Origin of the sequence: Streptomyces sp. NPDC001407, assembly GCF_042895325.1 — a bacterium.
Classification (GTDB): Bacteria; Actinomycetota; Actinomycetes; order Streptomycetales; family Streptomycetaceae; genus Streptomyces.
On record NZ_JBIAWF010000014.1, the window covers coordinates 142,240 to 155,380 of the forward strand.

13 protein-coding genes are annotated in these 13,141 nt (G+C 69.6%); 11 read left to right on the forward strand and 2 right to left on the reverse strand.

Going from position 1 to position 13,141, the window contains the following annotated elements:
* The first annotated feature begins 69 nt into the window (after nucleotides 1–69).
* The 5 genes from ACFY1P_RS20545 to ACFY1P_RS20565 all read left to right on the forward strand — a co-directional run bounded on the left by ACFY1P_RS20545 (nucleotide 70) and on the right by ACFY1P_RS20565 (nucleotide 5,945).
* Entirely contained in the window at nucleotides 70–870 is an 801-nt protein-coding gene (locus tag ACFY1P_RS20545; RefSeq protein ID WP_390751444.1) for a nucleoside 2-deoxyribosyltransferase, read from the forward strand.
* Between the two features lie 173 nt (nucleotides 871–1,043).
* Nucleotides 1,044–2,810, forward strand: a complete 1,767-nt coding sequence (locus tag ACFY1P_RS20550; protein WP_390751508.1) for an AMP-binding protein — start codon at nucleotides 1,044–1,046, stop codon at nucleotides 2,808–2,810.
* On the forward strand, nucleotides 2,807–3,943 hold the full coding sequence (locus tag ACFY1P_RS20555; RefSeq protein WP_390751445.1) for a beta-ketoacyl synthase N-terminal-like domain-containing protein: 1,137 nt from the start codon (nucleotides 2,807–2,809) through the stop codon (nucleotides 3,941–3,943). Before ACFY1P_RS20550 ends, ACFY1P_RS20555 begins: the two co-directional genes overlap by 4 nt.
* Nucleotides 3,940–4,953, forward strand: a complete 1,014-nt coding sequence (locus tag ACFY1P_RS20560) for a beta-ketoacyl synthase N-terminal-like domain-containing protein (protein ID WP_390751446.1) — start codon at nucleotides 3,940–3,942, stop codon at nucleotides 4,951–4,953. The genes ACFY1P_RS20555 and ACFY1P_RS20560 overlap by 4 nt, the downstream gene beginning before the upstream one ends.
* Nucleotides 4,950–5,945, forward strand: coding sequence for an alpha/beta fold hydrolase (locus ACFY1P_RS20565; RefSeq protein WP_390751447.1), 996 nt, complete (start codon nucleotides 4,950–4,952; stop codon nucleotides 5,943–5,945). Before ACFY1P_RS20560 ends, ACFY1P_RS20565 begins: the two co-directional genes overlap by 4 nt.
* 77 nt (nucleotides 5,946–6,022) lie before the next feature.
* On the opposite strand, the gene ACFY1P_RS20570 is transcribed toward ACFY1P_RS20565, so the two are convergent.
* A complete protein-coding gene (locus ACFY1P_RS20570) occupies nucleotides 6,023–6,412 on the reverse strand; it encodes a hypothetical protein (RefSeq protein WP_390751448.1) in 390 nt (129 codons plus the stop codon).
* A gap of 477 nt (nucleotides 6,413–6,889) precedes the next feature.
* Between ACFY1P_RS20570 and ACFY1P_RS20575 the strand changes: the two genes are divergently transcribed.
* The 6 genes from ACFY1P_RS20575 to ACFY1P_RS20600 all read left to right on the forward strand — a co-directional run bounded on the left by ACFY1P_RS20575 (nucleotide 6,890) and on the right by ACFY1P_RS20600 (nucleotide 12,225).
* Entirely contained in the window at nucleotides 6,890–7,090 is a 201-nt protein-coding gene (locus tag ACFY1P_RS20575) for a hypothetical protein (RefSeq protein ID WP_390751449.1), read from the forward strand.
* A gap of 227 nt (nucleotides 7,091–7,317) precedes the next feature.
* A complete protein-coding gene (locus ACFY1P_RS20580) occupies nucleotides 7,318–7,839 on the forward strand; it encodes a GFA family protein (protein WP_390751450.1) in 522 nt (173 codons plus the stop codon).
* Nucleotides 7,836–8,882 carry a phosphotransferase enzyme family protein gene (locus tag ACFY1P_RS20585; RefSeq protein WP_390751451.1) on the forward strand — a complete coding sequence of 349 codons (1,047 nt, stop codon included), beginning with the start codon at nucleotides 7,836–7,838 and terminating at the stop codon, nucleotides 8,880–8,882. Before ACFY1P_RS20580 ends, ACFY1P_RS20585 begins: the two co-directional genes overlap by 4 nt.
* Before the next feature lie 69 nt (nucleotides 8,883–8,951).
* A complete protein-coding gene (locus ACFY1P_RS20590; protein WP_390751452.1) occupies nucleotides 8,952–9,998 on the forward strand; it encodes a phosphotransferase enzyme family protein in 1,047 nt (348 codons plus the stop codon).
* An 88-nt stretch (nucleotides 9,999–10,086) separates the two neighbouring features.
* Nucleotides 10,087–11,460 (forward strand): GDSL-type esterase/lipase family protein, encoded by a 1,374-nt coding sequence (locus ACFY1P_RS20595; protein ID WP_390751453.1) that lies wholly within the window; start codon nucleotides 10,087–10,089, stop codon nucleotides 11,458–11,460.
* Nucleotides 11,461–11,529: 69 nt separating this feature from the next.
* A complete protein-coding gene (locus tag ACFY1P_RS20600) occupies nucleotides 11,530–12,225 on the forward strand; it encodes an SIS domain-containing protein (protein ID WP_390751454.1) in 696 nt (231 codons plus the stop codon).
* 462 nt (nucleotides 12,226–12,687) lie between these two features.
* On the opposite strand, the gene ACFY1P_RS20605 is transcribed toward ACFY1P_RS20600, so the two are convergent.
* Entirely contained in the window at nucleotides 12,688–12,999 is a 312-nt protein-coding gene (locus ACFY1P_RS20605) for a hypothetical protein (protein ID WP_390751455.1), read from the reverse strand.
* Nucleotides 13,000–13,141: the final 142 nt, after the last annotated feature.

The following is a 13,141-nucleotide window of genomic DNA, read 5'->3' on the forward strand; positions in this document are numbered from 1 at the left end:
CCGTGACGCCCTTCGCAGCGCACCTCGCGGTGATACCCCCAAGGCCGAGGGCTCCCAACGTGCCGGATCGTGCAGAAGGAGAACAGCACAGTGGTGACAGAAGGCAGGGTCATGGTCCACTTCGACTCGGAACACGTCAGCGTGTACCGCTTCCAGGGCGGCGAGCTGGGCCTACTCAAAAGGGAGCGGCTCCCGTTCGGAGCCGGCCTCGCCGGCGAGGCGCTGGCGGACAGCGTCGGCGAGTTCTGCGCGGGGCTCAAGGAGTTCAACGAGGTAGTTGACAACAAGAGCACGCGAGTGCACGCCACGGGGGTCTTCCAGCAGCTCCCGCAGCCCGAGGCGGCCGCGCTGGTCAACAGCGTCTACGTCGACACCGGCCTCTACTTCAACATCGTAGGGGCCGAGCTGGAGCGGTTCTACCTGGACACGGGCATGGCCGCGTGCGGTTCGAACGACATGATGGAAGGTCTGACCCGGCGGGAGTTTCGGACGGCAGTTGTCTGCGGCAGCTTCCAGAATTCCCTGGGGTACATCGAGGACACCATCGCCCGACTGCGCGAGAGCGGCACCGTGGTGCTCAGCCCTCGCAGCACCAGGATCAAGCCGGAAACCGAGGGCACCGACTTCATCCTCTTCGACTACCAGGACCTGCTGAAGAACGAACGCGACACGTGGCGGCACAAGTACGTGCACATGGACGCGTTCCGGCAGGCCGACGCTGTTGTCGTATGCAACCCCGGCGGTCGCGTCGGGAAAGGCACCATCTTCGAGCTCGGCTTCATGTCCGCGCTTTCCAAGAGGGTCATCTTCACGGAGGAGCCCCAGGGCGTTTCTGTCCTGTTCCCCTGTGAGGTGGGCCTGGGTTCCTGAGCACACCCGTTGAGGGCTGCAGGATCGCACCCCGTTCCCGCTTCCCCGGCCGGATCGAATCGGGGGTTCGGCGAACGGAGCAGCCGCGGGTGCAGGCCTCCCATCCTCTCTGTCCACCCAGATCCCGCTTCTCGGCTTCGAAGATTCGGAAAGGACTCTCGCCGGTGGAACCCATGGACATAGTGCCCGACAGGCTGCGAGAGATCGTGGCGTCTGTCCTTGAGGTGGAAGAGGCAGCCATCGAGTCCGGTGCCCTGTTCTACGAGGAACTCGGCATGAGCTCCTTGGAGAAGGCCGAGATCGTGGTCGCGATCGAGCGCGAGTTTGGAGCCCTGTCCGCCCAGGAGGCGGCAGCCCTCACCAGCCTGGACGCCGCGGTGGCCGTGCTCGGCGGGCGGGCGACAAGCCCCCAGGGTGTCGACCTGATCGACCTCCTGGTGGCCCGTCATGTCTTAGCCGGCCGGGGCGAAAGGGCCAGCTACCTCGACCCCGAGGCCGGGGAGATCACCTACGCGGGCCTCCTGGAGGCAGCACGCGGGTACGCGGGTGCCCTGCGGGCAGCGGGCGTGCCTGATGGCGCCCGCGGCCTCCTGGTCGCCGACGATTCCGTGGCGACCGTGGTCGCCGTCCTGGGCCTGTGGTGGCACGGCTGTGTCCCCGTGGTGATCAGCCCGGTGCTCACGGACGACGAAGTCCGCTACGTCGCCGCAGACTGCGCCGCCGCGGTGGCGCATCTGGACGCAGCAGCTCCCGCGCGGCAGCGCGCCCTGGAGGAGCTGTTCGCGACGACACCCCGGTTCGCCGGCGCGGACGTCCGCGCCGGCCTGGCGACGGCCGAGGCCGACCCCGCACGGCGCCCGGAGGAGGCCGGTCCCGCGGCCGCGTGGAGTGCGGGGCGTGAGGCGCTCGTGCAGTACACCTCCGGAAGCACCGGCATGCCCAAGGGGGTGCGGCACTCGGCGGGTGCGATCGCGGCCATGGCCGACGGCATCGGCACGGTCCTGGCGCTGACTCCCGAGGACACCGTGCTGTCCAGCGCCCGGATGTCCTTCGGCTACGGATTCGGCAGCTCCGTCCTGTGCCCCCTGGCGGCCGGCTCCCGCGTCGCGCTCATCCGCGGCACGGTCGACGTCCATTCCCTCGCCGCCGCGATGCAGCACCACCGGCCCACCGTGCTGTTCTCCGTCCCACGGCTGTACGCAGCGCTGCTGAACGCTGGGCTGGCGCTCGCCCCCGACTCCGTGCGGCTGTGCGTGGCGGCGGGCGAGAACCTGCCCGGTCCGCTCAGCGAGCGGATCCGCACCGCCTTCCAAGCCGAGCTCCTCAACGGCCTCGGCGCCACCGAGGTCCTCTACATCGTCGTCGGCACGCCGCCGGGGAAAGACCGTCCGGGGACCTTCGGTGTCCCGGTGCCCGGGATCACCGCGACCGTCCGCACTATGGACGGCACGCCCGTCGCCGACGGAGAAGAGGGCCGGCTGCACATCGCCGGCCCAACCGTCGCCCTCGGCTACATCGGCCGGCCGGAAGCCGCAGCGGTCACCTTCGCCGACGGCGGCGCCTACACCGGCGACGTGGTGCGCCGCGCGCCGGACGGCACGTTCACCCATCTCTGCCGCGCCGATGACCTGCTCAACCTGGGCGGCTACAAGGTCGTGCCCAGTGAGATCGAGAGCGTCATCCGCGGCGTGGAAGGGGTCCAGGACTGCGTGGTGGTCGGCGGCCGCGACGCCGACGGCCTGGAGCAGGCCGTGGCGTACCTGGTGGCCCGGCCGGGATCCAACCAGGCCGTGGTGCGGCGCGCGGTGACCGCCGCGATCCGTGGCGGCCTCGCCGCCTACAAGCGGCCCGCCCGTCTGGAGTTCCTCGCCGAGCTCCCGACCACGTCGACCGGCAAGCTGGCCGCCTTCGAGCTGAGGAAGGCGGCCACCCGACCGTGACCTGGGACATCACGGGCATGGCCGCCGTCGCCAACATCGGCGCCAGCCCCCGGGAGATATTCGCCGCACTGTGCGCGGGCCAGGAGAGCCGCAAGCCCCTGCAGGCGTTCGACCCCGACAAGTACAGGGCCGCCTACGCCTACGAGATCGACGACCGGCCCAAGGGCGGCGGCGACATCCCGCAGCGCGCCACCCGCTGGCTCACCACCGTCGTCCGCCAGGCCCTCGCCGACGCGGGCCTGAGCGAGGACCTGTCACAGACACCCGTACTCGTCGGGACCACCATGCGCGAGCAGCGCAGCCTCGAACTGTGGTGGCGCGACGACGCGGAAGTCGCCCTCGAAGACCTGTACTTCGGCACCGCCCTGAAGGCGGCCTTCGGGGCGTCCACCACGTACACCTTCGCCAACGCCTGCTCAGCCACGCTGTACGCGCTCGGCCTGGCCACCGACTTGATCGACCTCGGCATGGCCCACACCGTCGTCGTCGCCGGCACCGACGCCGCAACCGAAAGCGGCTTCGGCACGCTCGACCGGGTACAGAACGACATCCCCGACGCGCTGCGCCCCTTCGACACCACCCACAAGGGCATGCTGATGGGAGAGGGCGCGGCAGCCATCGTCGTCCAGCGCGCCGGCACCGGGAACGGACCCGTGCACGCCCGGGTGCGCGGTGTGTCCATGAACTGCGACGCCCACCACGCCACCGCGCCCGACCCCGACGGCATCACCCGCGCGGTCCAGGACGCCTACAACAGAGCAGGGGTACGGGCCCGCGACATCGACCTGGTGATGCTGCACGGCAGCGGCACCCCCCGCAACGACCAGACAGAGTCGAGCGTCCTGCGCCACATCTTCCAGGACGCCGGACCCGGTCCGCGGATGACCGCCATCAAGGCGATGACCGGCCACACCCTGGGCGGCTCGGGACTCCTCAGCCTCCTGATGGCGGTGCTCGCCATGAAGGCAGGGACCGTACCCCCCGTCCTGGGACTCACCGACCCGATCCCCGAGGCCGCAGGACTGGGCCTGGTGCAGGGCGCCCCCGCCGCCAGCGACCTGACCATCGCTCAGATCAACGCGTTCGGCTTCGGGGGCATCAACGCCGTCGCGATCGTGGAGGCAGCCCGATGAACGCGACGAGCACCGCACGGATGAGTAACCCGAGCGCCCGGGAGGTCGTCGTCACGGGCATCGGACTGGCGCTCCCAGGTGTCGCGAAGTATGGCGACCTCCTCGGACCCCTGCCCGGCGAGGGCGGCTTCGACCCGGCCACCGGACTCAGCGGACGCGAGCTGCGCCACAAGGACCGCGCGTCCCGGCTCGCCCTGCGCGCCGCCGAGTTCGGCCTCCACGACGCGGGTCTGACCGACGCCGACGCCACGTTCATGGGCGCCGCTGACTCGACCGCCGTCGTGGTCAGCACCAACCTGGGCAACGCGGACAGCGTCTGCGACGCCACCGACACCATCGCCACAGCAGGCGTCATGGGCCTCAGCCCCCTGGGCCTGCCCCAGACCTCAAGCAATGTCATCGCCGGCTGGGTGGCCATCCGCTACCGGCTGCGCGGCCCCAACCTCACCGTCTGCAACGGCGTCACCAGCGGTCTGGACGCCCTTGCCTGGGCCCGCAACCTCATCCTGGCCGGGCGCGCCGAAGCAGCCGTCGTCGTCGGCGTCGAACCAGCCAACGACGTGGTGACGAAGGTCCTCGGCGAGCAGTCCACCGACGCGGCGGTCGCGGTCGTACTCGAACCCGCGGACGCAGCCGCGTCCCGTGGCGCACGGCCCCGCGCCACGATCACCGGGTACGCACGGGCCCGGAACCTCGCCGCGGCGCTGGCCTCCGCCGGTGTGGCGGAGGAGGAATCCGTCGGACTGTGGCTCGTGGACGAGGCGGGCGCCGGGGCGGGCCATCTGCTCGCAGCCACTCGCCGGATCGACCTGGAATCCCAGCTGGGCCCGCTGTCCGGGGCGCTCGGCGTCCTGCAGTGCGCTGCCGCCGCTGCCCATCTGGAGGGCGGCGCCAGCGGGAACGTCCTCGCCACGGCCGGAGGCCCTCGCCACGACGCAACGGCCGCCCTGCTGCTGACCCCGTCGCCGGCCACTCGCCCATCCACCCAGGAACGAGGAAAACACCCATGACCACGGCGACCGTGAACATCGAGGATCTCCGCGCCCTGATAGCCGGCGTACTGGAGACCGAGCCCGAGGAGGTCACCGACGAGGCGCACTTCTCCCACGAGCTCGACATCGACTCGCTGCTGATGCTCGAGATCTCAACCCGCGTGGAGAATGCGTACGGCGTCCCGGAGAACACCGTGGCCGCCAGCGGCGCCACCACGCTCACGGAGCTGCACGCCTTCCTCACCTCGAAGCTCACCAACGAGACGCCGGCTTCCCCGCTCATCCGGCCCAGGCCGCTGAGCGACCCAGCGGCGCGTCTGTTCCTGCTCCACCACGCCGGCGGCTCACACCTGCTCTTCCGCGGCTGGACAGAGCACCTCCCCGAGGACTGGGAACTGTGCCTCCTGGAGGCCCCCGGCCGAGGCCACCTGCAGGCCCTGCCACTGATCGACGACTGCGACCGGCTGGTCGACTACTTCCACACGGCTATCGCACTACTGCTCGATAGGCCCTTCGGGTTCTTCGGCCACAGCATGGGCGCACTGATCGCCTACCAGCTCACTCGCCGACTCCTTCGCCAAGGGGAACCGCTCCCCACCTGGCTGGGGGTGTCCGCCTACGGCGCCCCGCGAGGCGACGCCGACAGCCGTCCTCACCTGATGGCCGACGACGAACTGCGCGCGTGGCTGCGGAGCGGCGGCGGCAGCCCACCGCAGCTCCTCGACAACGACGACGTCTGGCACAAGTTCGCCCCGATATTCCGCAGCGACTTCAAACTCCTGGACACCTGGGCTCCTCCCCGCAACCCCGAGCCGCTGCCCGTGCCGCTCTCGGTATTCGCAGGCCGCCGCGACAAGCTGATCGGCGAGGACCGTCTGCACGCCTGGCGAGCGTTCACGACGCACTTCTGCGGACTCGAGAGGTACGAGGGCGGGCACTTCTACCTGATGAACCACCAGCAGCCGCTCGCCGCCGCCATCACGGCCGCGATGCGCTCCGCAGCTCCTTGAGCCCGCTCTCACCACCACGTCACCCGCCAGACGATCAACTCCAACGCGATGCCGGCGGAGGGTGCGGGGGCGAGCCCTCAGGCGTCGGGGTCGACTTCGGGGTGCGTGAACCGCACGGGCCTGCCCAGCGACCGGGCGTAGGCGATCTCGGACCGGGTGCTGTCTCCGATGTAGTCACCGACCACGAGCACCTCATCAGCGAGAAGGATCTTCGACCGGTGCAGCTCGTCGAGCCGAATCTTCAGCGCTTCGGCCTCGACAGGATCGGACCAGAGCTCGTGCGGCGACTTCAGGTCGCAGCCCGGCTTGACGACGATCCTCCCGGCCTTGGTCTCCCGCAGATCGGCCTCGGCCATCTCGGCCATGAAACGGGTGGAGCCGCAGATCGCGACGATACGCGGGAAGTTCGGCTGTTTCTTCGCCTCGGCGAGCTTGTCCGCGGGGGTGATCACTTGCGGGGATGACACTGTTCCTCCTGGTGGTGCTGCCCGAGGGATGCCTGCGGAGACGAGAACGAAGGCGTCCAAGATCGCCTTACGGCGAACCACGTGAACACCCGCGCGCCCGCACTCTATGCGACGAGCATCCCTACCCGGTGCCGCGTCGCCCGCCGGTCGGCCCTACGCCCCCGCCTGTGCGATGCCGAACTGGTCACCCTCGCCACGAAAAGCCGGTGTCGGCTACCGCGTTCACCGCCTCGGTCCGCCGATTCACGCGGCAGGGCGCCGCGGTGTCGGCTTGGTCGGCCGGTCCCCTGCTGGCAGGTGGTGGCGGTGCCGGGTCGGGCGCGGGTACTGCCACAACCCGAACGAGGGAGGCGCAATCAATTAGCCGAGTTGACGGAGCGTTGTCCGTCGGCGATCTTGCGGCCCCGATGCACCCGGCGCGGCCCGCCGCAGCTCGCTGAGCACCTGGCGGCCACGGTCCGGGCCTGGGACCGTCACGTGCACGCCGAGGACAACCGCCAGCACATCGATCTGATTCTGACGGTCCATCCGGCCGGCACGCCCGACGATCAGGTGCCCCCAGGCGACATCCTGGACAAGGAGCACTGCCGCCTGGTGATCCGGTGGCCCGGACGTGACGCCCAGCGGGAAGGCGCCGTTGCACAGCGTGAGACCGACGCTGTGCCGGAAGGGGTGTGACGCGTGGAACCAGCGGTTCGCGAGCCGGTGTTCGCCGTGGCAGCCGAGCAGAACGACAGACAGCGGATGCGCAGCGCGCACGAGCACGCTGCGCTGAACTTCCAGACCGCCGTTTCATCGCCGGAGGTGTGGGGGTGGCACCCCCGTGCCCGCGTCCTGATCGACCCGACCACCTGCCGCCCGCTCATCATCTGTCCACTATCGCTGTGCGCTTCGACGAGGAGACCATGTCCACCGCATCTCACCAGCCCGGCTCCGGCAGCCCCACCAAGCCTGTCGCCGCGCCTTCCACACCCGGCCGCACCGCGGAGGGGCCTGCCCCCGTCACGGCTGCCCTGGAGCCCAAGAAGCGGACCGGCAGCTGCGTGTGCGGCCACACCAAGTACGAGGTGACCGGTGATCCGGACGATCCGCACCTGTGCGCATGCCGCCACGAGACGCGGATCTCGGGAGGACCTGCAGTCCTGTGGGTCGGGTTCCCCAAGGAGAGCTTGCGGTGGGTCGGGCCGGGCGGAGAGCCCACTTGGTACGCGAGTTGGCCCACCTTGTGCCGCGGATTCTGCCCACGCTGCGGAAGCCAGCTCGTCTCCGTCGCCGAAGGCTCCGACATGATCATGGTGACCGCCTTCAGCCTCGACGACCGCACTGGCACCGACCCCGTCGGATTCAGCTTCCGCGACGAAGCGGTTCCGTGGATGACCATCCGGCTCGCGTCCGACTCCTCACAGCCTCCGGTGGCAGCACCGTGACCTCCGCCGACGCGCAGGAGCAGATCATGACGGTCGCCGACACGCTGGTGCTCGCGTACGGACTGCACCCGGCAGAAATAACGCGAATCCCCCAGGGCACCGCGACGGACAACTACGCCATCGTGGACCAGGCGGGCCAGCGGCACTTCGCCAAGGTCTACCGCACTCGAGAACACTTGGATCTGGAGCGAGCGTCGGTCGAACTGTCCGAGTACGCCGCCGACGGAGGAGTCGCGACCGCGCGAGCAACCCGCACGCGCGAACACGAACTCCTCCAGACCCACGGCCGCCTGCCGATGTCCCTGTGGTCGTACATTCCGCACACCGCGACCGCCGAAGGCGGCCTGAGGGGTGCACGGTGGGCAGCCGTCGGCACAGCGATGGGCCGCCTCCACAGCCGGCTCGCCGCTCACCCCGCCGCCGCACCCACCCTGGAACCTGGTGCCGCGGTGTGCGACGTGGCCGCCTCACGGGACCGCTTCGAGCGCCTGATTCATGCGTACCGGCACATGCCCAGGCTCGGGGAGTTCGAGACGTGGGCGCTGCAGGCGGCGCGTGAGCGACGAGCCATCCTGGGGGACGTCGAGCGCGCCCTCGCTTCGCTTCCACAGCTGACCGTCCAGGTCCTGCACGGCGACATGGCCGGCCCCAACGTTCTGTTCAAGAACGACGAGGTAGCCGCGATCGTGGACTTCCGACCGCCCGCACCCGGCTACCTCGCCTGGGAGATCGCGCGTCTTGGCTGTGACCCCAAGAGCGTGCTGGACAACAGTGCGGAGAGCTGGCTCACCGGGTACACCGATCTCACCCTGGCCTACCGGGACGCCAACCCGAAGGCGTCCGCGGACGACCTCTTGTCCTCGCTTCGTGTCGGCAGTGCAGCCATGCTCTGCTCGGCCTTTCCGTTGTCGGTACCAGTGGAACGACCGCACATCGTCGACGCGCCACTTGAGGCCTACGGGCGGGTGCGGCACAAGGCAGCTCTGATGCTGCTGGACCGGCTACCTGTCATGGAGGAGGCCCTGCGTGACGCTCTTCGCTGAGTTCACGACCCGCATGGCCGGCCCGCGCTACGCTCGTGCCCACCCCGACCGCCAAGGAGCCCGTGCCCCGTGCCGTCGTTCTCCCAACTCCCCCACGCCGCGCAGCTCGACCTGCTCGAGCGACTGACCCGGGCCGCGCTGACCGAGCGCTACGGACTTGACGGCGCGGCTGTACGGATGGAGGTCCAGCAGTACGAGGACAACGCCGTCTGGCGCATCACTCCCCCAGGCCGTGGTTCCTTCGTGGCCCGCCTGTCCGTCCACGATGGTCGCCCTGCCCACCAGCAGCGCAGCGAGATGCGGTGGCTGGAGAGCCTGGCCGCGTCCCGCACGGTCGCTGTCCCCGAGCCCGTCACTACCACCGGCGGCCACTACGTGGTCCCCGTCGACGTCCCCGGCCACGACGAGCCGTCCACCCTCGCCCTGCTGCACTGGCTGCCCGGCACAGCAGATCCCCCCTACCAACAGCCCGGCGTGGCGCAGGAGATGGGCCGCGCGACCGCCCACCTGCACGAGCACGCCGCGACGGTGCCGCTGACCGAGTTCAACCGGCCGGTCTGGGACGCGGAGACGATCCTCCTCAAGGGGCACGCCCTCACCGATCCGGGCGCCCAGGAACAGCTGGGCGCCGAAGGCACCGCCGCGCTCCGCAAGGTCGCCGAGCTGATCACCCCGGCCCTTCAAGAGGGCGACCCGAACGACCGCGGGCGGATCCACGGCGACCTGCACCGAGAGAACATGATCGCCATGGTCGGCGGCCGTGTCGGCATCATCGACTTCGATGACTGCGGCGTCGGCCACCCCCTTCTCGACATCGCCACTGTGCTCTCGTCCGTCCACCGGATCGCACAGAAGGAAGAGGGCGCCTACGAGGAGTTCGCCCGAGCCTTCCTAGCCGGCTACGCCCAGGTGCGGCCCCTGCCGACCGACTCCGGCAGGCTCCTGGAGCCCTACCTGCTGCTACGCGACGTCTTCGTCCTCAACTTCGTCACCAGCGCAGCACCGGTCAATGCCGACGTCGCCTCATGGGGACCGCGCCGCATCGCCGGCATCGCGGCGAACATACAGACCTACCTGGAGGGGCGCCCCTACCCGGGCACCCTCGCCTCCGAGTAGTCCTGAGCACCTGAACGCGGGGTCCTATCCCACCGTGCATGGTCCGGCCCTGGCCACCATCCGTATCCCTCGAACAGGAACCGACGCGATGACCAGCACACCCACCCAAGCCGTCGCCGACCGGCTGCGCGCCAATCACGGGACGGCGCTCACCCTCGGCGCCGGCTGCAAGCTGCCCGACGACCTCATGATCGAGATCGACCCCGGCGCGCACCTGACGATCGGCGACCGGGTCTCCATCCGCCGCGGCTCCACCATCCAGGTCCACCGCGGCGCCACCGTCGCCATCGGCAACGACGTTGCCATAGGAGAGCACACCTTCATCTCCGCCATGGCAGGCATCCGCCTCGGCGACGGCTGCGCCCTGTCCAACATGGTCGACCTCCACGACCACAACCACCGCCCCCGCACCCCTGCGAACGTGCCCACCAGCAAGCTCGTGCTGTGGGCGTCCGGCTTCGAGGCCGCGCCGATCATCGTCGAGCCCGGCGCGATCCTCTCCAACAAGGTCACCGTCACCGCCGGAGTCCGCATCGGAGCCAACACGCGGGTCGGGGCGAACGCGGTCGTCTCCCACAGCATCGCCCCCGACACCGTCGCCGCCGGCGTCCCGGCGAGCGTGCGCCGCCACTTCGACGGCGTCCCCACAACAGCGCACGAAGACCGGCGCACTCTGACGATCGGCTTCTTCGGCACGTCGATCATGGAGCACCTCGAGGCTTTCAACGCACAGATGACCACCCAGGCCGACCTGCCCGAGGTCGGCTCCAAGGTCACCGTCGAAGGCTGGCACCGACGCGGATGGGTGCACCGGCTCACGCTGTCGCTGCGCGCCGCCCGAGCGCACGTCGCCTTCGAAATGCGCAACCACGGCGAGGGCGGCGCCACCAGCCGGGACGTCGCCGGGATCGTCGAGGCCGATCGGGCCACCACCGGAGTCGACTACGACCTGGTCTTCCTCGGCTGCGGCATCAACGATGTCTGGCGTCGCTTCCAGAACCGCCTGTCCGAGGCCATCGACCTCGGCGAGTACACCCGGCACATGAACACCATGCTGGAACAGCTGACCGGCTACACCCGCCAGGTCATCGTCATCGGCGAAACGCCATTCGGGCCCGTCGAGGACCCGGAGACCGTCGCGGCGATGAACACCGAGCTCGCCCGCTACAACGAGGCCGCCCGCACAGCGGCCGCCGCGCATGGCGCGCTGTTCCTGGACGTGTGGGCCCCGTTCACCGCGGCCGCGCGCCACCTGCCCGCCGACGACGCCACTGGCGGGGTGTGGAGCGACGACGTGCACCTCACCGAACTCGGCGACACCATCCTCCTGCAGCAGACCGAACACCTCCTCACCGAACACCGGATCATCGAGGCGCTCCTGGACTACCCGCTCCTCGAGCGCGATCAAGCCCTCGCTGTGTACGGCCCGCTGTTCGCCCGCCACCGGCCCGCACCCGTCTGACCCCTCTGGTGCTGGCGGCTGGCCGCCAGCACCAGAGGCGCCCAATCCGTCCCGCCCTGTTCTCCGAGGGTGTTGACCGTGCCCCTGTCGGGCCGCGCGTACATCCAAGCGCTCGCCACCGCGTTACCCCTGCTCACCACCGACCGTCTCCAGGCATGGGGCCACCACCTCGCCGAACGGCTGCCCGCGGGCGGACGGCTCCTGGCCGCGGGCAACGGCGGCAGCGCAGCCGAGACTCAGCACCTGACCTCCGAGCTCGTAGGCCGCTACCGCACCGAGCGGGAGCTGCTCTCGGCCATCGCGCTGCACGCCGGCTCCTCCTCGGTAACCGCCGTCGCCAACGACTACGGCGCCGACGAGCTCTTCGCCTGGCAGGTCCGCGCGCACGGCCGGCCCGGCGACGTCCTGCTGCTCCTGTCCACCTCCGGCACCAGCCCCAACGTGCTCGCCGCCGCCCGCGCGGGCCGCGAACTCGGCCTGATCGTCCGGTCCTTGAACGGACCGGCCTCGAACCCGCTCACCGACTTATCCGACAAGGCGGTGAGCGTCGACGCCGAGCAGGTCGCCACCGTCCAGGAGTGCCAACTGGTCGCCGTGCACGTCCTGTGCGCCGCCCTCGACGCCCACCTCACCGCTCCGACTACGACGCCTTCGGGCGAGGGGTCCCTGCCCCCACCACACCATCTGCGCGGTCAACGAAGTTTCTGCTGTCTTGTCGGAGTTAGGAGAGGCGATAACGAACACGGCGTCAGCACAGACCAATGAACCCGAGGGCACGGAGGTGCTCCGGCGCAGTCCTGTGCCCGGCGCTAACTGATTCTCTCGCGGACCGCCCTGCTCACCCCGCTGATCGGCTTGCCAGAAGCCCAGGCCCTCCACCGGCCACGAGGTGAGCACCCTCTGCGTACGGCGCCGGAACGGTGTGTCCTGCACATGCCGCGGCGGAACGAGCGCCAGTGTGATCGGATAGGCGGTCCATACTGCCACGGCCCGACGCCGTTGAGACCCGGATCCGAATCATCTCCACCGACCAGTTCAGCCGCGTTGGCCCCACCTCCTTCGCCCGCAGTCTGACGCATATGACGGGACGGCAGAACACTGGCGGAGGGCGTGGGGCCTAAGACGATCCACCCGCCGTGCCCTCCGCACGGGGATACTCAGCACCAGCTCGGCAGAAATCGTCACGGTGAGGCTGTTGAGCCTCGCCCGTCCAGAAGGTGTCGGAGCCTAGCTCTTCTTCGCCTTGCCCGGGGGCGGGTAGCCGTGGGACCGGAGGAACGAGTCGAGCACAGCTGCGACGAGGTTGCCAGCTCCCGGGTTCTCGTTCTCCACACAGTAAAGGGCGACTCGCTCCCTCAGTGCGAGTTCCTCTGGTACGGAGTAGGCGAGCTGCTCGCGTCCCTTCCCTCGCCTGGAGATCAGGTCCGTGGTCTCCTCGTGGAACGTGAACCATTCCTGAGGGTCCTGGTACTCCTCCATCGCCTCAAGGGCGGCGACGAGATCCTTCGCCCTCTTCAGCGCGTCAACCCTGCTTGGCATCGGTCTCTCTATCTATGTGACGACGTACATTGGAACGCACAGTGCGATGACTAGTGCGATGACTAGTGGACTAGTCATCATCCTAGCGAAGGAACGAAAGAAGTGCCCGCCACTCCCATGGAGTGGCGGGCACTTCCTCTAC